The organism is Pseudomonas sp. SBT1-2 (assembly GCF_028640875.1).
GTDB lineage: Bacteria > Pseudomonadota > Gammaproteobacteria > Pseudomonadales > Pseudomonadaceae > Aquipseudomonas > Aquipseudomonas chlororaphis_I.
On record NZ_JAQZAA010000050.1, the window covers coordinates 62,846 to 86,479 of the forward strand.

The following is a 23,634-nucleotide window of genomic DNA, read 5'->3' on the forward strand; positions in this document are numbered from 1 at the left end:
ATTTGAGTAGTGGCCGGGATAGCCGGGGCAGTCGATCATCGCATGCTGCCGCGGTTGCCTCCCCGCCACGTCATCCTTGAACCACGCCGACCGATGAGCGGCGAATGAGGACACTATGAGCAAGACCAACGCATCCCTGATGAAACGCCGTGAAGCCGCCGTACCGCGCGGTGTAGGCCAGATTCACCCGATCTTCGCCGATTCCGCGAAGAACGCCACGGTAACCGACGTTGAAGGTCGCGAGTTCATCGACTTCGCCGGCGGTATCGCCGTGCTCAACACCGGCCACCTGCACCCGAAAGTCGTCGCCGCGGTGACCGAGCAGCTGAACAAGCTGACCCACACCTGCTTCCAGGTCCTGGCCTACGAGCCTTACGTGGAACTGTGCGAAAAAGTGAACGCCAAGGTGCCGGGCGATTTCGCCAAGAAAACCCTGCTGGTGACCACCGGTTCCGAAGCCGTGGAAAACTCGGTGAAGATCGCCCGTGCCGCCACTGGCCGCGCCGGCGTGATCGCCTTCACCGGCGCCTACCATGGCCGCACCATGATGACCCTGGGCCTGACCGGCAAGGTCGTGCCTTACTCGGCCGGCATGGGCCTGATGCCAGGCGGCATCTTCCGCGCGCTGTACCCGAACGAGCTGCACGGTGTGAGCATCGACGATTCGATCGCCAGCATCGAGCGCATCTTCAAGAACGATGCCGAGCCACGTGACATCGCCGCGATCATCATCGAGCCGGTACAGGGCGAAGGCGGTTTCTACGTCGCGCCTAAAGAGTTCATGAAGCGTCTGCGTGCCCTGTGCGACCAGCACGGCATCCTGCTGATCGCCGACGAAGTGCAGACCGGCGCTGGCCGTACCGGCACCTTCTTCGCCATGGAGCAGATGGGCGTTGCCGCCGACCTGACCACCTTCGCCAAGTCCATCGCCGGCGGCTTCCCGCTGGCCGGTGTCTGCGGCAAGGCCGAATACATGGACGCCATCGCACCAGGCGGCCTGGGCGGCACCTACGCCGGTAGCCCGATCGCTTGCGCCGCGGCCCTGGCCGTGATGGAAGTGTTCGAGGAAGAGCACCTGCTGGACCGTTGCAAGGCGGTCGGCGAGCGTCTGGTGACCGGCCTCAAGGCCATCCAGGCCAAGTACCCGGTGATCGGCGACGTGCGTGCCCTGGGCGCGATGATCGCGGTCGAGCTGTTCGAGAACGGCGACAGCCACAAGCCGAACGCTGCCGCCGTGGCACAGGTTGTTGCCAAGGCGCGCGACAAGGGCCTGATCCTGCTGTCCTGCGGCACCTACGGCAACGTCCTGCGCGTGCTGGTTCCGCTGACCTCGCCGGACGAGCAACTGGACAAGGGCCTGGCGATCATCGAAGAGTGCTTCTCCGAGCTCTGATCCCGCCTGTGACCCGATCGACAAAAAGACCCGCTTCGGCGGGTTTTTTTGTGCCGATCGCGGCTGCGCGGTGCATTTGCGTTGTATGGAAGCCTCGGCATTGACTAAGGTGCAAGGGATTGCCCAGGGAGCGTGCTGCATGACTGCTGTGGATTTACCCGCTGTACCGCGAGTGTTGATTGCCGAGGCGGACCCTTGGTCTCGCGATTTGCTCAAGCAAGTGTTGTTGAGTGTACGTTGCGACGCGCGGCTGGATGTGTGCGCCGACGGTCAGGAAGCCCTGCAATTGCTGGCCGAAAACCCCTATGACCTGGTGATCGCCGACTGGGAGTTGCCCGGCGTCGACGGCCTCGGCCTGCTGCGCAGCGTGCGCCAGCGCAAGCGCAACCCGGTGCTGCCTTTTATCCTCATGAGCACCCGCAACGACAGTGCCAGCGTGCGCGAAGCCCTGCCGCTGGCGCCGACGGCCTACCTGACCAAGCCGCTGAACATGGAAGGCCTGACCCAGCGCCTGCAGGACCTGCTGCTGGACGCTGGCCAGGAAGTCTCGTGCGAGGTTCCGACCCTGGCGCCGGGCATGACCCTGTGGACCTTTCTCGAGCGCCGTCGCGAGCTGGCCGACGGCGCGCCGTTGCTCGCCGATGTGCAGCTGGCGGTGAAACGCAGCCTCAACCCCAACGGCCTCGACCTCAAGCTGCTGGAAGAAGAGGTGCGTACCGACCCGCAGATCACCGCGGTGCTGATCGCTGCGGCCAACAGCGCCGCCCAGCACCATGGCAGCGCCGTGCAGACCCTGGCCCAGGCCCTGCAGCGGCTGGGCTCCGGGCAGAGCATGAACCTGATTCTCGGCCTGGCGCTCAAGCGCAGCGCACGCCTGAGCGACCCGGCCCTGGGCGATTACGCCGAGCGTTACTGGGAGCTGTCGCTGCACACCGCGGAATACGGCCGGACCCTGGCCCGCTTGCTGGACCTGGACCAGGAGCGCTGCTACTGCGCCGGCCTGCTGCATCGCCTGGGGGATCTGGCGTTGCTGAGCTGCCTGCAGGAGTGGAAACAGGCCGGTGGCGCACTGGACGACATGGAAGAGGTCGGCGATGCCCTGGCCCAGTTCGGCGCGGCCTACGGTTCGGCCCTGCGCACCCGCTGGCGCCTGCCGCTGGAACTGCGCGAGCTGATTGCCTCGGTCTACCAGCTCGGTGGCGGGGTTTACTCCCGCGAGGCGCTGGTGATGAACCTGTCCGCCCAGCTCGCCCGCCTGCAACCGTCCGAGGGCCTCGAAGAGCTGGCCAACAGCAAGACCGCGCGCCTGCTCAAGATTGGCCTGCCGGAACTGACCCGGCTGCGTAAAAGCTGATACCTCGACCAGCGGCTGGCGCAGCACATCTGTAGCCGCTGCCGAGCCCCGCGAGGCTGCGATCGGCTGCGAAGCAGCCGTAAAGTTCTTCCTGACAAAACGTGAGTTCAGGTTTTGCGAGGACTTCGTCGGAATGCCGCCCACCTCGATCGCAGCCTCGCTGACGCTCGGCAGCGGCTACGGAGTTCCCGTGAGGTCGTCTACCCCGAAACGATCCGGTTCTTGCCCTGGCGCTTGGCCTCGTACATCGCCGCGTCGGCGCGGGCGAAGAGGCTGTCGAGTTTTTCGTCGTCGGCGGTGAGGCTGGTCAGGCCCTGGCTGACGGTGATGCTGAACTGCCCCTCGGCATGGCTGAAGGTCAGGCGCTGGATTTCCCGCTGCAGGCGTTCGGCAACCTGGCGTGCCATGTCCGGGGCGCAGCCGGGGAAGAGGGCGGCGAACTCCTCGCCGCCGATACGCCCGAACAGATCGCCACGGCGCAGGGTGGCGCGGCCGGTCTCGGCGATGCGTTGCAGGACGTTGTCGCCCTCGGGGTGGCCGTAGGTGTCGTTGACCACCTTGAAATCATCGATATCCAGCAACAGGAAGGCCAGCGGCGTGCCTTGCTGGCGCGCCTGCTCGAATTCGCGGTTGGCGCATTCGAAGAAGTGCCGGCGGTTGCTGCTCTGGGTCAGCACGTCGGTGGTGGCCAGGCGTTGCAGCTCGGTTTCCAGGTGCTTTTTCTCGGTGATGTCCTCGGCGAGGCCGACGATGATCACCCGGTCCCCGGGGGCGGCATTGCGATTGATGAAGCACTTGTCGCTGAGCCAGCGGACCTGGCCCTGGGCATCGATGATGCGGTATTCGCGGTCTTCCACCGCGCCTTTTTCCAGCACCTGGGCCAGGGTCCGCTCGGCGTATTCGAGGTCGTCGGGGTAGACGCTGTCGCGCCATTCGTTGGCGTCGGCCAGCAGCAGGCCGGCGGAGCGGCCGAAGATGCGTTCATACGCCGGGCTGACATACAGCACCTGACGGGCTTCCCAGTCGAAGGCCCAGAGCACGGCATTGACGCTGACCAGCAACGAGCTGAACAGCTGTTCGCGTTCCGTCAGCCGGGCAACCTCGCCCTGGGCGTGCATCAGCGCCATCAGGGTTTGCGCGGCCTCGGGCCACTGGGGCAAAGCGGATGGGAGTTGTGGGTTCTTGTTGACCATCGGCACCGATCTCAAAGCGCATGCCGCTCGGGAAACGAAGCGGCCACAGAAAGCCCGCCTGGATGGCGAAGTGTTGCTTGAGATAGGGGATTGGCGACGAAGTTCCCGGTTTCCGTGGTCTGGGTGCCGGCAGCCGCTGGGCGGTCACGGTGCCGCGGATGACGGGCTGGAACTCAGGGGGCGGCGAGGGTAGCGAAGCCCACCGGCCACGGCAGCTGAGCTTGCCGTGGCGGGTGAACGGGCCAGCGTCAGGCGGTGGCGGGGCGCAGCGAGTAGGTTTTCAGCTGGCTGGCGAAGTCGCGCAGCGATTGGATCCCGCTGGCCTCGGCTTCGTGGACCCAGTCCTTGATCGCCGCCAGCATGTCGTGGCCGTTGGAGCTGGTCTTGGCCCAGATCTGCTGCAGCGCCAGGCGTTTTTCGTAGATCACTTTCAGGGCCTGGCTGTGCTCCAGCATGTTCTGGATGCGCGCATGGTGACGCTCTTCCAGCAGGCTGGTCTCCCGCGACAGCAGGCGCTTGGCGCGGTGGAACTGATGGCGCACCGAGTGATCGACCTTGTCCAGCTCCTGCTTGACCAGCGGTGCGATCACCAGCTTGCGGTACTGCGCCATGATCTGGAAACGGTTGTTGAGGATCGCCATCGCCGTGTCCATGTCCAGGTGGCCCTTGCCTTCGACCCGGTGGGCGATCGGCGCGACACGCTGCACCTTGGCCAGGCGCAGGAAGCTGAACACCTTGATCCAGGCCCAGCCCAGGTCGAACTCCCACTTCTTCACCGACAGCTTGGCCGAGTTGGGGTAGGTGTGATGGTTGTTGTGCAGCTCTTCGCCGCCGACCAGGATGCCCCAGGGCACCAGGTTGGTCGCCGCGTCGCGGCATTCGAAATTGCGATAGCCGACCGCGTGGCCCAGGCCGTTGATCACCCCGGCGGCCCAGAACGGGATCCACATCATCTGGATCGCCCAGATGGTGATGCCGATGGTGCCGAACAGCAGCAGGTCGATCACCGCCATCAGCGCCACGCCGCCCAGCTTGTAGCGCGAGTAGAGGTTGCGTTCGATCCAGTCGTCCGGGCAGTTCTTGCCGTAGATGCGCAGGGTTTCCGGGTTTTTCGCTTCTTCGCGGTACAGCTCGGCGCCTTTGCGCAGCACCGTGGACAGGCCCTTGATCACCGGGCTGTGGGGGTCGTCCGCGGTTTCGCATTTGGCGTGGTGCTTGCGGTGGATGGCGGTCCACTCGCGGGTGTTCTGCGCCGTGGTCAGCCACAGCCAGAAGCGGAAGAAATGTTTCAGGCCGGCGTTGAGCTCCAGGGAGCGGTGGGCTGAATAGCGATGCAGGTAAACCGTGACCGCAACGATGGTCACGTGAGTCATTAACAGGGTGACTGCCACCAGTTGCCAGGCCGACAAGCCAAGAAAACCTTCGTACCACATAGGCTGTAGGGCCCTCGATAAAGAAAAAACAGCAGTCGCATTATCACCAAGCCCACAGAGAAAACCAGTCGCCCTTTCAGATAAGAGTGGCGAGATGTTTCTTCCTCTATAATCCCTAGCTTTCCGTAAGGACATTGACGACCTTATGTCGGTTTCTTCTCGCGACGCTTTGCGCGCAGCCCTGCTCTACCTCTTGTTGTCTGTGTTGTGGCTGCAGTTCAGTGGTCATTTATTGAGCAGTTTCTTCGATGAGTCGAACGATCTGGCGCGCTGGCAACTGATCAACGGGTATCTCTGGGCGCTGGTCAGCGCGGTCCTGATCTTCATCGCACGGGGCCGCCTGTTGCGTTTGCTGGGCGCCGACTCCTGGCTGCACCACCAGCGCGAGGACCGCGAGCGTCTGCGCCAGGCGGCCGCGGTGTTCGATTGCACCCGCGAAGGGGTGCTGGTCAGCGATCGCCGGGGCCAGATCGTCCATGTGAACCGCGCGTTCATCGAGATCACCGGCTATCAGCGCGACGAGGTGCTGGGCCGCCAGCCGAGCATGTTCAAGTCCGGGCACCACACGGCGGATTTCTACCAGGCCATGTTCGATTCGCTGAACACCACGGGCGAGTGGAGCGGCGAGATCTGGAACCGACGCAAATGCGGCGAGATCTACCCGCAGTGGCAGACCATCCGCGCCATCCGCGATGACGACGGTCAGCTCAGCCACTATGTCGCGGTGTTCTCCGACATCAGCGCGATCAAGGATTCCGAGCACGAACTGGCCCACCTGGCGCACCACGATCCGCTGACCGACCTGCCCAATCGCCTGCTGTTCACCGACCGCGCCGAGCAGGCCCTGGCGTCGGCGCAGATCCACAAGCGCGGCTGCGCGCTGCTGATGGTCGACCTGGATCACTTCAAGATGATCAACGACAGCCTCGGGCACAATGTCGGCGACCGTCTGCTCAAGGCCGTGGCCCAGCGCCTGCAAGGCATGTTTGGCCCGGGCATCACCCTGGCGCGGCTGGGCGGCGACGAGTTCGCCGTGCTGGTCGAGAGCTGCGCGCAGCCGGGGCAGGCCGCGGTGCTGGCGCAACGCATCATCGACGGGGTGAAGCAGCCTTTCCTGATGGACGAGAATCAGCTGTTCATCAATGCCAGCATCGGCATCAGCCTGTTCCCCAGCGACGCCCTGAGCGCCGAGCAACTGTTGCGCAATGCCGACACGGCGCTGTTCAAGGCCAAGAGCGCCGGGCGCGACAGTTACGCGCTGTACACCGAGGAACTGACGGCCCACGCCCAGCAACGGGTGGAGATTGCCTTCGAATTGCGCCGCGCCCTGGAGCAGCAGGAGCTGCGGGTGTTCTACCAACCGGTGCACGACCTCGCCAGCAGCCGCCTGGTCGGGGTCGAGGCGCTGGTGCGCTGGGAGCATCCGCAACGCGGCCTGGTGCCGCCTGGCGAGTTCATCCCGATTGCCGAACGCACCGGGCTGATCGCCGAGATCGATGCCTGGGTCATGCAGCAGGCGTGTCGGCAGATGTGCCAATGGCAGGCGGAGGGCATGGCGTTGTCCTTCGTCGCGGTGAACGTCTCCAGCCGTCTGTTCGCCCGCCGCGAGCTGTACCAGCAGGTGGCCCAGGTGCTGCACGACACCGGCCTCGACCCGGCCTACCTGGAATTGGAGGTCACCGAAAGCGCGGTGATGGAAGACCCGGAAGTCGCCCTGGAGCAGATGCATCGCCTGCGCGAACTGGGGCTGCGCCTGGCCATCGACGACTTCGGCACCGGTTATTCCTCGCTGCTGCGGCTCAAACGCCTGCCGGTGCAGAAACTGAAGATCGACCAGGGTTTTGTCGCCGGCCTGCCGTGGGACGAAGACGACGCGGCGATCTCCCGGGTGATCATCGCCCTGGCCCAGAGCATGGGCATGCAGGTGCACGCCGAAGGCATCGAACAGGTGGAACAGGCGCGCTTCCTCCTCGACCAGGGCTGCGACCTGGGCCAGGGCTACTGGTTCGGCCGCCCGGTGCCGGCCACGCAACTGGAATGGGGCCGGGTGCCGCAGATCCACTGATTGCCGGACTTGCATCGATTCCACCTGTAGCCGCTGCCGCAGGCTGCGATCGGCCGGGACGGCCGTGGCGCGCGTGAGGACGTAGGAGGACCTGCGGTCCTATCGCAGCCTGCGGCAGCTTCTGTAGGAGCGAAGCTTGCTCGCGATCAAGGCGCCGCGGTGTATCAGGCAGGCCGCCATCGCGGGCAAGCCTCGCTCCTACAAGAGGCGAGTTGGCGCTGCAATCAGCGCCGATTCCCACGCAACCCCGCGTCAGTTCAAATAATTTCTTCTGGTTATATAAACATTCTTAAATAGTATTTTTAAGAATATCTGCGCCTATCTACTATTGCCCTCACGCCGTAAGCAGTGCCGCCACTGCCAGGCACATCTCATTCAGGAGCAACACCATGAGCGCATCTCTTCGTAGCGTTGACGGCCAGGACGAACAAACCATCTTGCGCGAGATTCAAAGCGCGTTGCGCGACCTGCGTTTCGGCGCGGTGGAAATCACCGTGCACAACGCCCAGGTCGTGCAGATCGAACGCAAGGAAAAATTCCGCCTGCAAAACCCTGGCAATAAACCAAGCTGAATTTCGCACTACCTCTCGCCGCGAGAGGCCCGACTGGACCACCGGAGGGCGTCATCCATGACCCCCAACCTGAACCCCAGCGTTCGCCCACGAATGCGGGCCTGATTCGCCATAAGAAAAATGCCAGCACATTAAAAAATTCGGGAGCTCCATCATGTCGTCGATTCGCCGTTATGCCCTGGCCGCCCTCGCCAGCGCCGTTTTTGCCGGTTCCGCCGTTGCCAAGGATTACGAATTGCTCAACGTGTCGTACGACCCGACCCGCGAGCTGTACCAGGACTACAACACCGAATTCACAAGCTTCTGGAAAAAGGAACACCCGGGCGACAACGTCAAGATCCAGCAATCCCACGGTGGCTCGGGCAAGCAGGGCCGCGCGGTGATCGACGGCCTGCGCGCCGACGTGGTGACCCTGGCGCTGGCGGGCGACATCGATGAAATCGCCAAGCTCGGCAAGAGCCTGCCGGCCGACTGGCAAAAACGCCTGCCGGATGCGAGCACGCCCTACACCTCGACCATCGTGTTCCTGGTGCGCAAGGGCAACCCCAAGGGCATCAAGGACTGGGGCGACCTGATCAAGAAAGACGTGTCGGTCATCACGCCGAACCCGAAAACCTCCGGCGGCGCCCGCTGGAACTTCCTTGCCGCCTGGGCCTATGGCCTGAAAGCCGGCGGCAGCGAAGCCAAGGCCCAGGAATACGTGAAGGAGCTGTTCAAGCACGTACCGGTGCTGGATACCGGCGCCCGCGGCTCGACCATCACCTTCGTCAACAACGGTCAGGGTGATGTGTTGCTGGCCTGGGAAAACGAAGCCTTCCTGGCGCTGAAGGAAGACGGCGGTGCCGACAAGTTCGACATCGTCGTGCCTTCGCTGTCGATCCTCGCCGAGCCACCCGTGGCGGTGGTGGACAAGAACGCCGAGAAAAAGGGCAACACCGAGATCGCCGAGGCCTACCTCAAGCACCTGTACAGCCCGGCCGGCCAGGAAATCGCGGCGAAGAACTTCTATCGTCCGCGGGACAAGGATGTGGCGGCCAAATACGCTCAGCAGTTCCCGAAACTGGACCTGGTGACCATCGACAAGGACTTCGGCGGCTGGAAAACTGCCCAACCGAAATTCTTCAATGATGGCGGGGTGTTCGACCAGATCTACCAGGCGCAATAAGCAACACTACCTGTAGGAGCGAGCTTGCTCGCGAAGATCGTCAACGATGACGCGTACATTCTGAATGAGCGCGGTGCCCTTGAGTTCTTCGCGAGCGAGCTCGCTCCTACAATGGTATCTACCCGCTAACCAAGGACTTTTATGTCGCGTCGTATCTCCCCCGTCATACCCGGCTTCGGGCTGACGCTGGGCTACACCTTGGTGTACCTCAGCCTGATTGTGCTCATACCCCTGGCGGCGATGTTCGTGCATGCCGCCCAACTCACCTGGGATCAGTTCTGGGCCATTGTCTCGGCACCGCGGGTACTTGCCGCGCTCAAGCTGAGCTTCGGCACGGCGCTGTACGCGGCGATCATCAATGGCGTGATCGGCACGCTGCTGGCCTGGGTGCTGGTGCGCTACAGCTTTCCCGGGCGCAAGATCATCGACGCGATGATCGACCTGCCGTTCGCCCTGCCCACCGCCGTGGCCGGTATCGCGCTGACCGCGCTGTACGCGCCGACCGGCCTGGTCGGCCAGTTCGCCACCGACCTGGGGTTCAAGATCGCCTACACGCCGCTGGGTATCACCCTGGCGCTGACCTTCGTCACCCTGCCGTTCGTGGTGCGCACCGTACAGCCGGTGCTGGCCGACATTCCCCGGGAAGTCGAAGAAGCCGCCGCCTGCCTTGGCGCCAAACCCTGGCAGGTGTTCCGCCACATCCTGGTACCGGCGCTGTTGCCGGCCTGGCTGACCGGTTTCGCCCTGGCCTTTGCCCGGGGCGTCGGCGAGTACGGCTCGGTGATCTTTATCGCCGGCAACATGCCGATGAAAACCGAAATCCTGCCGCTGCTGATCATGGTCAAGCTCGACCAGTACGATTACACCGGCGCGACCTCCATCGGCGTGTTGATGCTGGTGGTTTCCTTTGTCCTGTTGCTGCTGATCAACCTGCTGCAACGGCGCATCGAACGACCTTAAGGAGGCGCGAAGCATGTCCCAATCGTCCATTTCCGCAGCCTCTTCGGCCAACGCCGACCGTCGTGGCAGCGCCACTTCGCGGCGCATCCTGATCGGCCTTGGCTGGCTGATCTTCGCCCTGTTCCTGCTGCTGCCGCTGTTCATCGTGGTGTCCCAGGGGCTCAAGCTCGGCCTCGGTGCGTTCTTCGCCGCGATCTTCGAGCCGGACGCATTGTCGGCCCTGAAGCTGACGGTGATCGCCGTGCTGATCTCGGTGCCGCTGAACCTGGTGTTCGGCGTCAGCGCTGCCTGGTGCGTGAGCAAATACACCTTCCGCGGCAAGAGCATCCTGGTGACCCTGATCGACCTGCCGTTCTCGGTGTCGCCGGTGATCGCCGGCCTGGTCTATGTGCTGATGTTCGGCGCCCAGGGTCTGTTCGGGCCGTGGCTGCAGGATCACGATATCCAGATCGTGTTCGCCCTGCCGGGCATCGTCCTGGCGACCATCTTCGTCACCGTGCCCTTCGTCGCCCGTGAACTGATCCCGCTGATGCAGGAGCAGGGCACCCAGGAAGAGGAGGCCGCGCGGCTGCTGGGGGCCAACGGCTGGCAGATGTTCTGGCATGTGACCGTGCCGAACATCAAGTGGGGCCTGATCTACGGCGTGGTGCTCTGCACCGCGCGGGCCATGGGGGAATTCGGCGCGGTGTCGGTGGTTTCCGGGCACATTCGCGGGGTGACCAACACCCTGCCGCTGCACGTCGAGATCCTCTACAACGAATACAACCACGTCGCCGCGTTCGCCGTCGCGAGCCTGTTGCTGATCCTGGCGCTCTTCATCCTGCTGCTCAAGCAGTGGAGCGAAAACCGAATCAACCGCCTGCGCGCCAGCGCCGCGGAGGAATGAATCATGTCGATCGAAGTCCGTAACGTCAGCAAGAACTTCAATGCCTTCAAGGCCCTGAACAGCATCAACCTGGATATTCAGAGCGGCGAGCTGGTGGCGCTGCTGGGCCCGTCCGGCTGCGGCAAGACCACCCTGCTGCGGATCATCGCCGGCCTGGAGACCCCGGACGCCGGCAGCATCGTGTTCCACGGCGAGGACGTCTCCGGCCACGACGTGCGCGATCGCAACGTCGGTTTCGTGTTCCAGCACTACGCGCTGTTCCGCCACATGAGCGTGTTCGACAACGTCGCCTTCGGCCTGCGCATGAAGCCGAAGAACCAGCGCCCGAGCGAAAGCAGGATCGCCGAGAAGGTCCATGAGCTGTTGAACATGGTGCAGCTGGACTGGCTCGCCGACCGCTACCCGGAGCAGCTGTCCGGCGGCCAGCGCCAGCGGATCGCCCTGGCCCGCGCCCTGGCGGTGGAGCCCAAGGTGTTGCTGCTGGACGAACCCTTCGGCGCCCTGGACGCCAAGGTGCGCAAGGAGCTGCGCCGCTGGCTGGCGCGCCTGCATGAAGACATCAACCTGACCTCGGTATTCGTCACCCACGACCAGGAGGAAGCCATGGAAGTGGCCGACCGCATCGTGGTGATGAACAAGGGGGTGATCGAGCAGATCGGCTCGCCGGGCGAGGTGTATGAGAACCCGGCCAGCGACTTTGTCTACCACTTCCTCGGCGACTCCAACCGCCTGCACCTGGGCGAGGACCACCATGTGCTGTTCCGCCCGCACGAAGTGTCGCTGTCGCGCTCCGAACTGGCCGACCACCACGCCGCCGAGGTGCGCGATATCCGTCCGCTGGGCGCCACCACCCGGGTGACCTTGAAGGTCGAAGGGCAGAGCGAACTGATCGAGGCCGAAGTGGTGAAAGACCATGACAGCCTGGTCGGGCTGGCCAAGGGCGAGACGCTGTTCTTCAAGCCCAAGGTCTGGCAGAAGGTCGCCAATATCTAACAAGCAAAAGCATCGCGGGCAAGCTCCGCTCCTACAGGTTCGTGTCGTTCGCGACATTTACGAACGACGCCGATCTGTAGGAGCGAGCGGGCGGCGATCCGACTTGCCCGCGATTGCGATCTACACCGCCGCGCGCTTCGGATTGACCCGCACCCCTCCCGCCCGCGCCTCGATCTCATGCTTGAGCGCCTGGCGCAGCCCCAGCAGAAACGCCAGCTCCGCCACCACGAACAACGGCCCGACGATCAGCCCCGAGACATCGTCGACAAAGGCCGGCTTGCGCCCTTCGTAGTAATGGCCGACGAACTGGATCACCCAGCCGATCACGAACATGCCCACCCCGCTGGCCAGCCAGACCAGGGTGCTTTGTTGCGCCAGTGCATGGCCGGCCCACACCGACAGCCCCATCAGCAGCGTCATCAGCAGGCCCAGGCGCAACTCCAGGCGCAGGTAGAACCCGCATGACGCCAGCGCCAGCAACAGCGCCGGCGACAACCACAGCCCGGCGACCGGCCAGGCGGGGCGCGACAGCAGGACCGCGACGGCCAGCACAATCAGCGGAATGCCGATAAAGTGGCTGGCGATGTTGCGCGGATCACGGTGGTAGGCGGCGTATTGACTGAGATGGTCGACGAGGCTTTTCATTGTTGTTCCTCCTGTAGGGTGATCGAATCATGCCCTGCGCCGGTTGCCGGCTCTGTCAGCTAGGCGACAATCGGCTCGCTGCCCGTGTGGATAACGCTATCGATGAAGATGCAGGTCTGGCGTGAGCGCCTGATGAGCGGCCAGTGGTTCAGCCGCTTGCCCGTTGAATTACAGAATAGTCTGCTGGCCAATGCCCGTTTGCGCTCGCTGGCGCCGGGCCAGCGCCTGTTCCAGCGCGGCGATCCGCCCTGCGGCCTGTACGCGGTGCTGGAAGGCACGGTGCGCGTCGGCGCGGTCAGCGAGCAAGGCAAGGAGGCGCTGCTGAGCCTGGTGGAGGCGCCGCACTGGTTCGGCGAGATCTGCCTGTTCGACGGCCAGCCGCGCACCCATGACGCCTATGCCGTGGGCCCGTGCAGCCTGCTCAATGTGCCCCAGGCGGCGCTGCTCGAACTGCTGGACGAGCACCCGCAATACTGGCGGCAGCTGGCGCTGTTGATGAGCCATAAGCTGCGCCTGACCTTTATCAACCTCGAACAGCTGAGCCTGATGCCGGCCCCGGCGCGGGTGGCCAACCGCCTGTTGATGATCGCCCGCGGCTACGGCGAGACCGACACCCCGCGCCGAGTCCTGCACCTGCCCCAGGAGCAACTGGCGCTGCTGTTGTCGCTGTCGCGCCAGACCACCAACCAGATCCTCAAGGACTTGCAGGGGCAGGGCATTCTCAAGCTGGGGTATGGCGAGATCGAGATCCTCGACGAAGACCGGTTGCGGATATTGGCCGGGGTTTGACCGTCAGATCGCTATCGCGAGCAAGCTCGCTCCTACAGGGGCCTGCGTTGTTCATGTAGGAGCGAGCTTGCTCGCGATGAGGCCGGCACTAGCACCGCCAGTCTCCCAGTTAACGCAACCCATCGCGAAACTGCCCCGGCGTCATCCCGGTCCAGCGCTTGAACGCGCGGCTGAAGCTGCTGGCATCGGCGAACCCCAGCAGGTAACTGATCTCGCTCAGGGAACACTGCGGGTCGCGCAGGTGCAGCAGGGCCAGGTTTTCCCGGCATTCGTTGAGCAGGGTGTCGAAGCGACAACCCTCGTCCGCCAGGTGGCGTTGCAGGCTGCGCAGGCTCAGGTGCAGGGCCTGGGCGACCCGTTCGGCCGAGGGTTCGCCTTCCGGCAACTGGGACTCGATGACCCCGCGCACCTTGCGCTCCCAGGTCAAGGGTTGCAGTTGCATCAGGGTGCGCTTGAGCACGGCCTCGTTGTGTTCGGCCAGTTCCGGGTTGGCGTCGTCCAGGTGGCTGTCGAAGTCGTGCAGGCCGAACTCCAGGCGGTCCTCGTCGGCGCTGAAAAACACCGGCGCGCGAAACACTGTGTGCCATTGCTTGGGGTCCACCGGTTCGGGGCGCCGCAGGTACACCGCCAGCGGCGCATAGTCGCGGCCCAGGCGGTTGCGGCAGGTGCGCACGTAGATCGCGACAAAGGCGTCGATGGCCTCGAACGCCGGTTCCGGGTTGCCCTCGGGGACCTTCAGGCGAAAGCGATAACGGTCCTCGGTGCGGGTCAGCTCCAGCTCCAGGGCATCGCTGACCACCTGGTGATAACGCACGATGCGCTCGAACACTTCCCGCAGGCTGCCGCTGGCCACCAGCGCATAACCCAGGGCATGGAAGGTGGTCGGGCTGACGAAGCGCGAGACCCGCAGGCCGATGGCCGGGTCGCCGCTGGCCTGCACCGCCAGCTGCCACAGGCGGGTAGTGCCCGACAGCGGGTAGCGCGCGTTGGGGTCGTCCATCAGTTGCGGGTCGAGCCCGGCCTGGTGGCACAGGGCGGTGCTGTCGAGGCCCAGGGCATCGAGCTGCTTGCGCAGGGCGCGGGTCCAGCTGGCGAGGGAAGTGGGTTCGGTCATGGCGGTTGGCGCGTCCGGTCAACAGGTTGGCGTCCGCGGCTAGCGCCCGGCGCGCGGGCGCAGGGCAGGATGCGAACATCAATAACCAGAGGATGGAAGCATGCACGGTACTTCTGCAAGTCCCGACCGGCTGAATGCTCAGCAACGATCGGCGCATATTCGTGAGGTGGTGCTGGCCAGGGGCGTCGAGCTGCGCGAGCGCTACCCGCTGCTCAAGCATCAGGACGCGCTGGGCGCGGGCATCCTGGCCTTGGCCCTGGCCGGGATGATCGGCTCGGCGGCGCTCTATATCGGCGGGTACATGGCCTGGTGGGCCTGCCTGCTGCTCAACGCATTTTTCGCCTCCTTGACCCACGAGCTGGAACACGACCTGATCCACAGCATGTATTTCCGCAAGCAACGCGTCCCCCACAACCTGATGCTGGCGTTGGTCTGGCTGGCGCGGCCGAGCACCATCAATCCCTGGATCCGCCGTCATTTGCACCTCAATCACCACAAGGTGTCCGGCACCGAGGCGGACATGGAGGAGCGCGCCATCACCAACGGCGAGCCCTGGGGTTTCGCCCGGCTGCTGATGGTTGGCGACAACGTCATGTCGTCGTTGATCCGCACCCTGCGGGCCAGGACCTGGGCGCACAAGCGCAATATCCTCAAGCGCACCCTGAAGGTGTACGCACCGCTGGCGTTGCTGCATTGGGGGGCCTGGTATGTGTTTCTCGGCTTCCACGCCGCCAATGGCGTCGCCGCGCTGCTGGGGTCGCCCATCGATTGGTCGGCCAGCACCCTGGCGGTGATGCAGGTGATCGATATCGCCGTGGTGGTGATCATCGGCCCCAATGTGCTGCGCACCTTCTGCCTGCATTTCGTCAGCTCGAACATGCACTACTACGGCGACATCGAAGCGGGCAACGTGATCCAGCAGACCCAGGTGCTCAACCCCTGGTGGCTGTGGCCGTTACAGGCGTTCTGCTTCAACTTCGGCAGCACCCACGGCATCCACCATTTCGTGGTCAAGGAACCCTTCTACATCCGCCAGCTGACCGCGCCGGTGGCGCACAAGGTGATGGCCGAGATGGGCGTGCGCTTCAACGATTTCGGCACCTTCGGCCGGGCCAACCGCTTTACCCGCAAGGAGCAGACGGTGGCGCAGGTGGTGCGGGGCGTCAGGGCGTGATGGATCGGCGTTGAGGGCCAATCGCGGGCAAGCCTCGCTCCTACAGAGCTGTGTCGTTCGCGACATTTATGAACGACGCCCATCCGTAGGAGCGAGGCTTGCCCGCGATAACGATTACCCGGACGCCGCAATCCCCGGCGCCTTGCACAACCCTGTAGCCGCTGCCGCAGGCTGCGATCGGCCGGTACGGCCGCAGCGATCTCAAGGTCCTAGGAGGTCCTGCGGACCTATCGCAGCCTTCGGCAGCGGCTACGGGATCAATCCGGCTGGAACGGCGAGGCGCTGAGGATCACCCCGGTTTCATCCACGTACTGCTGCCAATGGCCGATCAGCGCCTCGAGCTTGTCCGGCTCGCTCTGCGCCAGGTCGTGGATTTCCCCCGGGTCCTGGCTCAGGTCGTACAGCTGCCAGGTCGCCGGGCCCACGGGGCCGGGGATGTACACCGCTTTCCACTGGCCCTGGCGAATCGCCCGGCGGCCGAACAGCTCCCAGCCGGTGACCGTGTGTTCGTCGTGCACCTGCGCGGTCTCGCCGGACAGGAAGCCCAGCCACGACTTGCCCCGCAACGGCGCCACCTCCTTGCCGCGCCAGCGTTTGCCCGGATGGCGCACGCCGGCCAAGTCGAGAATGGTCGGGGTGATGTCCATCACCGTGCCGAAGCCGTGGCTGATCCGGCCCTTGAGCGACAGCTGCGGGTAATGCACCAGCGCCGGCACGCGGATCCCGCCTTCGGTGGTGAAGGCCTTGAACAGGCGCGACGGGGCGGTGGCGACCTGCGCCCAGGCCGGGCCGTACCAGACGTAGGAGTTGGCGCGGCCGATGTTGTCCAGGCTGTTGTCGTAGTGCTGGTTGAGGTAGGTCAAAAGCTGCGGGCCGAACTTGGGGAAGGCCTCCAGCAGCGCGCCTTCGGCGCCGTTGTCGGACATGAACAGGATAAAGGTGTTGTCCAGCTGGCCCTGCTTGCGCAGGTAGTCCACCACCCGGCCGATGTTCCAGTCCATGCGCTCGACCATCGCCGCGTAGACCTCCATGGCCCGCGCGGAAACCTGCCGTTGCTGCTCGCTCAGGGCCGCCCATTCGGCGCTCAGGCCCAGCAGCGGATGCGGTTCCACATCGGCCTCGATCAGCCCCAGTTGCTTGAGCTTTTCCAGGCGCTCCAGGCGCAGCACCTCGGGGCCGGCGTCATAACGGCCACGGTACTTGGCCACCACCTCCTCGGGGGCCTGCAGCGGCCAGTGCGGCGCGGAAAACGGCAGGTAGGCGAAGAACGGCCGGGTCTGGTCGCGCTCCTTGAGGTACTGCAGCAGCTTGTCGCCGAAGGCGTCGGAGGAATAGAAATCCTTGGGCAACTCGTCGATGAAGCGGTCGTCCTCGATGTACAGCGCCGGGGTGGATTTGAGCAGGCCCGGGGTGTTTTCGTCGTAGGTCGGCTCGAAACCGTAGTGGTTGGCGGCGCCGGGCAACAGCGAGAACGAACGCTCGAAACCACGGGCGTGGGGCGCCAGTTCGGCGGTCAGGCCCAGGTGCCATTTGCCGCTCATCAGGGTCTGGTAGCCGGCGTCGCGCAGCAGCTCGGGCAGGGCCACCACGCGGTCGTTGAGGTGGCCCTCGTAGCCCGGCTTGCCGATCAGTTCCGGGGTCAGGGCCTCGGCCATGGTGCCGATGCCGGCGATATGGTGGTCGGTGCCGGTGAGCAGCATGGAGCGGGTCGGCGAGCAGGTCGGCGCGGTGTGGAAGTCGGTCAGGCGCAGGCCGTTGAAAGCCAGGGCATCGAGGTTCGGCGTGGCGATTTCGCCGCCGAACGCGCCGAGATCGGAAAAGCCCAGGTCGTCGGCGAGGATCACCAGGAAGTTGGGACGTTGCGGCATCTATTCACTCCTTATCAGCAAGCAATAAAGGCCAGTGGCAGGTCACGGATCTGGGCGGGCAAAGGCACCTGGTAGTGATCGTCGCTGGTCAGTTCGTGGAGCAGTTCTTCGCGCAGCTGGTGGAAGTCGAAACTGCTGCGCTGGCGCGGATGGGGCAGGGCGATGTCCACCACCCGCTTGATCCGGCCGGGGCGCGGTTCCATCACCACCACGCGGTCGGCGAGGAAGATCGCTTCCTCGACGTCATGGGTGACCAGCACCGTGGTGATCCTGGCCCGCTCGCGGATCGCCAGCAGCTCGTCCTGCATCTGCTGGCGGGTCAGCGCATCGAGGGCGCCGAAGGGTTCGTCCAGCAGCAGGATGCGCGGGCTGGCCACCAGGCCGCGAGCGATGGCCACCCGTTGCGCCATGCCGCCGGACAGCTGGTGCGGGTAGGCGCGGGTGAAATCGGTGAGGCCCACCAGTTCGATGAAATCGGCGATGCGGGTTTGCCGTTCAGTGGTGCTCAGGGCTTCGTTGACCAGGCCCAGGCCGATGTTTTCCTCGACCGTCAGCCAGGGGAACAGGCGGTGTTCCTGGAACACGATGCCGCGTTCGCCGCCGATGCCGTTGACGGCCTTGCCGTCGACGCGGATCTCGCCGCGAAACTGCGTATCCAGGCCGATCAGCAGACGCAGCAGGGTGGATTTGCCGCAGCCGCTGGAGCCGACGATGGCGACGAATTCGCCCTCGGCGATTTCCAGGTTGAATTCGCGGATCGCCTCCAGTTCGCCGCCGGCGACCTCGAAGGTCTTGCCCACCTGGTTGAAGCTGACGATGGGGGAAGGTACGAGTGCGTTCATGCGTGTCTCCAGCGCGTGGCGCGGGTTTCGAGCTGTTGGCCAATGAGGTTGAGCAGGGCGCCGGTGAGGCCCACCAGGAGCATGCCGGCGAGGATCAGGTCCATGCGCAGCAGTTGTTGGGCGCCGATCATCTGGCTGCCGATGCCGCCGTTGGACGGCATGAAATATTCCGCGCCGATGGTCCCCAGCCAGGCGTAGATCAGGCTCAGGCGCAGCCCGGCGAAGATCCCCGGCGCGGCGCCCGGCAGCACCAGGCGGCGCAGGCGTTGCCAGAGGTTCAGGCGCAGCACTTGCGCCGCCTCGGTCAGTTGCGGCGACAGGTTGGCGACGCTGCGCTGGGTGGCGATAAACAGCGGGAAGAACGCAGCCAGGGCGACAAATACCCATTTCGCCAGTTCCCCCAGGCCGAACCAGGCGGTGAGCAGCGGCACCCAGGCGAAAATGGCGATCTGCCGGAGCGCCGCCAGGGTTGGTCCCAGAATCCGTTCACTCAGGTGCGACAGGCCCAGCAGCAGGCCCAGGGCAAACCCCAGGCCGCCGCCCAGCAACAGGCCACCGAGGGTGCGCCGCAGGCTCAGGCCCAGGCCGCTGGACAGGCTGCCGTCGAGCAGGCCGTTCCAGGTGGTTTGCAGCACCGCCAGCGGGCTCACCAGAATGTTGGCGTCGACCCATTCCAGTTGGTTCGCCACTTGCCACAGCGCCAGCAGGAACAGCGGTAGCAGCCAGGGTTGCAGGCGTTGCCAGCCCTGGTAGCGCGGGCCGCGGCGGATCTGCGCGATGGCCGGGTGCGGCCAGTGCACCAGGGCCTTGTCCAGCAGGCCGATGCCGCGGTCCATGGCCACGCCAATCACCCCGATCACCACGATGCAGACGAAGACGATATCCAGCATGAACAGCTGGCGCGCCCAGACCATCAGGTAGCCGATGCCTTCGCTGGAAGCCAGTAGTTCCACCGCCAGCAACGAGGTCCAGCCGGCGGCCAGGGCCAGGCGCACGCCGGCCATGAAGGCGGGCAGGGCGGCGGGCAGTATCAGCCGGCGGATCAGCAGGTGCGGCGGCAGGCGCAGCACGGCGGCGGCTTCACGCAATCTGGGCTGGGCGTCGCGCACGCCGACCAGGGTATGCAGGGTCACCGGCACCACGATGGCCTTGACCAGGACCACCAGCTTGAGCAGTTCGCCGATGCCGAAAAACACCATGAACAGCGGGATCCAGGCCAGGGTCGGGACCTGGGCCAGGGCGGCGAAGGTCGGGAACACCAAGCGTTCCAGGCGCCGGCTGGAGCCCAGTGCCGCGCCCAGCACGGCGCCGGCGCCGATACCTGCCAGCAGGCCCCAGGCCAGCCGTTGCAGGCTGATCGCCAGATGGCTCCACAACTCGCCGCCGGCCAGCTCGAGCGCGCTGCTCCAGACCAGCGCGGGTGCCGGCAGGATCTGCTCGCTCATCCAGGCATTGCGGCTGGCCAGCCACCACAGGACGAACAGGCTCAGGGGCAGCAACCAGGGCAACAGCCGCCGGTGGATGCGCGGCCAGGACTGCGGCTTAGCGGAGGGCGCGGCCAACGGCAAGCTGAGAAGGGAAACACGGGCCATGGACGATCTCCGTTGTCGGGTTTCTTGCTGATTTCAACCGTCTTCTTTCTGTAGGAGCGAGCTTGCTCGCGATAGCGGCATCGGGGCCAAAACCGGCCTGCGGCCTATCGCGAGCAAGCTTGCTCCTACAGTTTGTTTTTTTTGGTTATATAAAAAGTTATATCGATGCTATTGGGAGATAAGAAAGGCCATTTAAGGCCTCCAGGCACGCTGCATCCAATGCATTTGGAGAATATTTTCGATGCTGTCCATGCATACGCCGCGCAGAGCCGCGTCCTGGCTGGTTTATTCGAACGAGTTATTAAAATGTGAACTTATAGTATTTAAAGCTTGGACCGCCTTGGGCCTACCTTCTGCTCCTCAATGCCCGTCGCAGCCAGGAGCCACACCTTATGAACCTTCCCTTCAAACGCGTCTTCAGTCTGTTCGCCGCGCCGGCCCTGGCGGGGATTCTGGGCTGCCTGCCACTGCTGGCCCAGGCGGATGAGCTCAAGCAGATCCGCATCGCCGTGCCGGATCTCAGCGCCGGCACCCAGCACAGCGGCGGCGGGGTGACGGACGTGCTGCGCCAGCAGCAGATCTTCGAAAAGGCCTTCGCCGACCAGGGCATCAGCATCCAGTGGAATTACTTCAAGGGCGCCGGCCCGGTGATCAACGAGGCCTTCGCCAACGGTCAGGTGGACCTGGCCTACCTGGGGGACCTGGCGGCGATCATCGGCAAGTCCAACGGCCTGGACACCCGCCTGCTCAGCGCCACGGCCCGTGGGGTCAAGCAGTACCTGGGAGTGGTGCCGGGGTCGGGGATCAAGACCTTGCAGGACCTCAAGGGCAAGCGGGTCGCGGTGTTCCGCGGCACGGCCACGCAGCTGTCGCTGGATGCCGCGCTGGCCAGCCAGGGCCTGAGCGAGAAGGACCTGAAGATCATCAACCTGGATTTCAACGCGGCGGTCGCGGCGCTGGCGGCGAAGCAGATCGATGCCACCTGGGGCGGTTCCAACTTGAACGCCTTGCAGGCCAAGGGCCTGGCCGAGGTGCCGCTGAACACCAAGGACCTGGGCGGCGCGGGTAGCGTGCAGGCGGTGCTGGTGGGCAGCGGCGCATTCGTCGACGCCCATCCCGAGGTGGTGGAGAAGCTGCTCAAGGCCCAGCAGCAGGCCGTGCAGTGGCTGACCCAGGACAGCAACAAGGACGCCTATATCGAGCTGGTGTCGGGGCTGGCCAGCTACCCGCCGGCGGTGCTGCAGCAGGACCTCAAGGATCAGCGCTTCAGCGAAATCTTCCCCTCGACCCTGGACCCGGTATTCCTCGGCAAATTGCAGGACGCGGTGGACCTGGCCGCGCAGCAGCGGCTGATCCGCAAGCCGTTCAAGGTCAGCGAATGGGTGGCGCCGCAGTTGGCTGCGGCGGGGCTTTAAGCCTGGGGTGCAGCTGGGATCGTTATCGCGGGCAAGCCTCGCTCCTACAGAAGCTCACGGTCTTCTTCTGTAGGNGCCCGCGATGGCGTCCTAGGACGCAATGCTGACCTGCTGCCGATCCACCGCCACCAGCACTTCGATCATCTTGCGGGCCGCTGGCGACAGGCGGAATCCCGTGCGGCTGACGATGCCGCAGCGGGCGTTCATGCTCTCGATGTTCTGCGGCAGGTTGCGCCAGTGCAGCAGCGCCAGGGAGCCCTGTTCGATGTCCTCGACGAAGGCCTCTTCGGTGCCCACGCCAATCGCATTGGACTGGCGCACGATCTTCACCAGCGCCGGGAAGTGCTCGGTCTGGATGGTCGGGGAAAAGTCGATGCGCCCGCTGAGATTGGCCAGCAGCTTGCGGATCCCCGGCGGGATCAGGGTGGTGGCCAGCGGGTAGTCGAACATGTCGTTGGTCGACAGGCTTTCCTTGGCCAGCAACGGGTGCCCCGGGCGGCAGAAAAACACCCCGCGCTTGGGCGTCAGGGGCTGGGTCTGGAAGTTCGGGTCGGCCTCGAAATGGCGGATGTCGGCGATAAAGAATTCGATCTCTTCGCGGCTCAGGCTGCGGCTGAGTTTTTCCCAGTTATCCACCTCCAGGCAGATGCGCACCTTGGGGTGGATGCCGGTGAATTGCGCCACCGCGTCGGGCACCAGTTTCACCGCCGGCGCCGGGCCGCAACCGAAGCGCAGTTCGCCGGCGTCGAGCTTGGTCATCTGCGTCACTTCGCTGCTCAGCAAGGCCGCGCCCTGCACCAGGCTCAGGGCGTGCTGCAACACCACCTGGCCTTCCGGCGTGGGGCGCAAATCCTTGTTGCCACGGTCCACCAGCACGCAGCCGAACTCCTGCTCCAGGCCCTGGATGCTGCGGCTGAAGGCCGGCTGGGTGATGCCCATGGCGTCGGCCGCGCGGACAAAACTGCGGTGTTCGTTGAGGGCGATGAAGTAACGCAACTGGCGAAGATCCATATGCTTTCCCGGCATCCGAAAAATAGCCCGAAGGCATTTGCGACGAGTGAGGAATGAGGTTTTAAATGCAAGCTATTATTCCGTCAACGAAGCATGTGAATATCTATTAGATCTAAAGTGAATATAGATAGAGCGTTGTTTCGCTGCCGCTCAACCGTAAGCAGTCAGACGAGGGTCGACCCGATGAGCAATGCCGCACTAGCCGTTAAACCCGCTGTTCATGCGCTTGAGATCCACCCGGTGGCCGGCCGTATCGGCGCCGAGATCCGTGGCGTGCAACTCTCCGGCGAGCTGGACGCCGCCACGGTCGAGGCCATCCAGCAGGCGCTGGTGGACTACAAGGTGATCTTCTTCCGTGGCCAGACCCACCTCGATGACCAGAGCCAGGAAGCCTTCTCCCACCTGCTCGGCGAGCCGGTGGCGCACCCCACCGTGCCGGTGCGCGACGGCACCCGTTACCTGCTCGAACTGGACGGCGCCGAGGGCCAGCGCGCCAACTCCTGGCACACCGACGTGACCTTCGTCGATGCCTACCCGAAGGCCTCGATCCTGCGTTCGGTGGTGGCCCCGGCTTCCGGTGGCGATACGGTCTGGGCCAACGCCGCCACCGCCTACAACGAACTGCCGGCGGAGCTGCGCGAGCTGGCGGACAAGCTCTGGGCGGTGCACAGCAACGAATACGATTACGCCGGGACCAAGCCGGACGTGTCGGCGGAGAAGCTGGAGCGCTATCGCAAGGTGTTCACCTCCACCGTCTACGAGACCGAACACCCGCTGGTGCGCGTGCACCCGGTGAGCGGCGAGAAGAGCCTGGTGCTCGGGCATTTCGTCAAGCGCATCAAGGGTTATAGCCAGGCCGATTCGGCGCACCTGTTCAACCTGCTGCAAAGCCATGTCACGCGTTTGGAAAACACCGTGCGCTGGCGCTGGACCGCCGGTGACGTGGCGATCTGGGACAACCGCTCGACCCAGCATTACGCAGTCGACGATTACGGCACCCAGGACCGCGTGGTACGCCGCGTGACCCTCAAGGGCGACGTACCGGTGGGTGTGCACGGGCAGCGTAGCCAGACCATCAAGGGGCTGTGACGGAGGTCGTCACGGCTCTGTGTAGCCGCTGCCGCAGGCTGCGATAAGGCCGAAGGCCTTTGGCGATCTTGAGACCGCCGC

Annotated in this window: 20 protein-coding genes; 12 read left to right on the top strand and 8 right to left on the bottom strand. The window is 64.7% G+C overall.

The window, feature by feature from the left end:
* Nucleotides 1–115: 115 nt before the first annotated feature.
* The gene (gene gabT / locus PVZ78_RS05930) at nt 116–1,393 is read left to right on the top strand and encodes a 4-aminobutyrate--2-oxoglutarate transaminase (RefSeq protein ID WP_009041624.1); all 1,278 of its coding nucleotides are present in this window, start codon (nt 116–118) and stop codon (nt 1,391–1,393) included.
* Nucleotides 1,394–1,532: 139 nt separating this feature from the next.
* Nucleotides 1,533–2,747, top strand: a complete 1,215-nt coding sequence (locus PVZ78_RS05935) for a response regulator (RefSeq protein ID WP_273828361.1) — start codon at nt 1,533–1,535, stop codon at nt 2,745–2,747.
* Nucleotides 2,748–2,947: 200 nt separating this feature from the next.
* Here PVZ78_RS05935 and PVZ78_RS05940 read toward each other — a convergent pair whose 3' ends face one another.
* Nucleotides 2,948–3,940, bottom strand: coding sequence for a GGDEF domain-containing protein (locus tag PVZ78_RS05940; protein WP_009046386.1), 993 nt, complete (start codon nt 3,938–3,940; stop codon nt 2,948–2,950).
* Nucleotides 3,941–4,188: 248 nt separating this feature from the next.
* Nucleotides 4,189–5,373 (bottom strand): delta-9 fatty acid desaturase DesA, encoded by a 1,185-nt coding sequence (gene desA / locus PVZ78_RS05945; RefSeq protein WP_009046387.1) that lies wholly within the window; start codon nt 5,371–5,373, stop codon nt 4,189–4,191.
* 145 nt (nt 5,374–5,518) lie between these two features.
* Here desA and dibA point away from each other — a divergent pair, with 145 nt between their 5' ends.
* The 6 genes from dibA (at nt 5,519) to PVZ78_RS05975 (ending at nt 12,014) form a co-directional block, all read left to right on the top strand.
* The gene (gene dibA / locus PVZ78_RS05950; RefSeq protein ID WP_009046388.1) at nt 5,519–7,438 is read left to right on the top strand and encodes a phosphodiesterase DibA; all 1,920 of its coding nucleotides are present in this window, start codon (nt 5,519–5,521) and stop codon (nt 7,436–7,438) included.
* 389 nt (nt 7,439–7,827) lie between these two features.
* Nucleotides 7,828–8,010 (top strand): sulfur starvation response protein OscA, encoded by a 183-nt coding sequence (gene oscA / locus PVZ78_RS05955; protein WP_009041629.1) that lies wholly within the window; start codon nt 7,828–7,830, stop codon nt 8,008–8,010.
* A 154-nt stretch (nt 8,011–8,164) separates the two neighbouring features.
* Nucleotides 8,165–9,175 carry a sulfate ABC transporter substrate-binding protein gene (locus PVZ78_RS05960; RefSeq protein WP_016705023.1) on the top strand — a complete coding sequence of 337 codons (1,011 nt, stop codon included), beginning with the start codon at nt 8,165–8,167 and terminating at the stop codon, nt 9,173–9,175.
* A 141-nt stretch (nt 9,176–9,316) separates the two neighbouring features.
* Nucleotides 9,317–10,135 carry a sulfate ABC transporter permease subunit CysT gene (gene cysT, locus PVZ78_RS05965; protein ID WP_007921521.1) on the top strand — a complete coding sequence of 273 codons (819 nt, stop codon included), beginning with the start codon at nt 9,317–9,319 and terminating at the stop codon, nt 10,133–10,135.
* 13 nt (nt 10,136–10,148) lie between these two features.
* On the top strand, nt 10,149–11,021 hold the full coding sequence (gene cysW / locus PVZ78_RS05970; RefSeq protein ID WP_007921522.1) for a sulfate ABC transporter permease subunit CysW: 873 nt from the start codon (nt 10,149–10,151) through the stop codon (nt 11,019–11,021).
* Between the two features lie 3 nt (nt 11,022–11,024).
* Nucleotides 11,025–12,014, top strand: a complete 990-nt coding sequence (locus PVZ78_RS05975) for a sulfate/molybdate ABC transporter ATP-binding protein (RefSeq protein ID WP_009041631.1) — start codon at nt 11,025–11,027, stop codon at nt 12,012–12,014.
* 120 nt (nt 12,015–12,134) lie between these two features.
* Here the strand turns inward: PVZ78_RS05975 and PVZ78_RS05980 are convergent, their stop codons facing one another.
* Complete coding sequence (locus PVZ78_RS05980) at nt 12,135–12,659, bottom strand: Mpo1 family 2-hydroxy fatty acid dioxygenase (protein WP_009046390.1); 525 nt, start codon at nt 12,657–12,659, stop codon at nt 12,135–12,137.
* Between the two features lie 102 nt (nt 12,660–12,761).
* On the opposite strand from PVZ78_RS05980, the gene PVZ78_RS05985 reads away from it, so the two are divergent.
* Nucleotides 12,762–13,448, top strand: a complete 687-nt coding sequence (locus PVZ78_RS05985; protein ID WP_101281631.1) for a Crp/Fnr family transcriptional regulator — start codon at nt 12,762–12,764, stop codon at nt 13,446–13,448.
* Between the two features lie 109 nt (nt 13,449–13,557).
* Here PVZ78_RS05985 and PVZ78_RS05990 read toward each other — a convergent pair whose 3' ends face one another.
* Nucleotides 13,558–14,562: an AraC family transcriptional regulator gene (locus tag PVZ78_RS05990; RefSeq protein WP_009046392.1), complete on the bottom strand. Its 1,005-nt coding sequence runs from the start codon at nt 14,560–14,562 to the stop codon at nt 13,558–13,560.
* 100 nt (nt 14,563–14,662) lie between these two features.
* Between PVZ78_RS05990 and PVZ78_RS05995 the strand changes: the two genes are divergently transcribed.
* Nucleotides 14,663–15,736, top strand: coding sequence for a fatty acid desaturase (locus PVZ78_RS05995; RefSeq protein ID WP_101281632.1), 1,074 nt, complete (start codon nt 14,663–14,665; stop codon nt 15,734–15,736).
* Nucleotides 15,737–15,993: 257 nt separating this feature from the next.
* Here PVZ78_RS05995 and PVZ78_RS06000 read toward each other — a convergent pair whose 3' ends face one another.
* From PVZ78_RS06000 to PVZ78_RS06010, 3 genes are read right to left on the bottom strand one after another with little or no spacing between them, the layout of a single operon-like run.
* Nucleotides 15,994–17,604 carry an arylsulfatase gene (locus PVZ78_RS06000; RefSeq protein WP_101281633.1) on the bottom strand — a complete coding sequence of 537 codons (1,611 nt, stop codon included), beginning with the start codon at nt 17,602–17,604 and terminating at the stop codon, nt 15,994–15,996.
* Between the two features lie 14 nt (nt 17,605–17,618).
* Entirely contained in the window at nt 17,619–18,446 is an 828-nt protein-coding gene (locus tag PVZ78_RS06005) for an ABC transporter ATP-binding protein (protein WP_053276942.1), read from the bottom strand.
* Entirely contained in the window at nt 18,443–20,038 is a 1,596-nt protein-coding gene (locus PVZ78_RS06010) for an ABC transporter permease (RefSeq protein ID WP_273828362.1), read from the bottom strand. Before PVZ78_RS06010 ends, PVZ78_RS06005 begins: the two co-directional genes overlap by 4 nt.
* Before the next feature lie 392 nt (nt 20,039–20,430).
* On the opposite strand from PVZ78_RS06010, the gene PVZ78_RS06015 reads away from it, so the two are divergent.
* Nucleotides 20,431–21,453, top strand: coding sequence for an ABC transporter substrate-binding protein (locus tag PVZ78_RS06015; protein ID WP_041985324.1), 1,023 nt, complete (start codon nt 20,431–20,433; stop codon nt 21,451–21,453).
* A 90-nt stretch (nt 21,454–21,543) separates the two neighbouring features.
* On the opposite strand, the gene PVZ78_RS06020 is transcribed toward PVZ78_RS06015, so the two are convergent.
* Entirely contained in the window at nt 21,544–22,464 is a 921-nt protein-coding gene (locus PVZ78_RS06020; protein ID WP_009046398.1) for a LysR family transcriptional regulator, read from the bottom strand.
* Between the two features lie 183 nt (nt 22,465–22,647).
* On the opposite strand from PVZ78_RS06020, the gene PVZ78_RS06025 reads away from it, so the two are divergent.
* Entirely contained in the window at nt 22,648–23,553 is a 906-nt protein-coding gene (locus PVZ78_RS06025; protein WP_273828363.1) for a TauD/TfdA dioxygenase family protein, read from the top strand.
* The last annotated feature ends 81 nt before the right edge of the window (nt 23,554–23,634 follow it).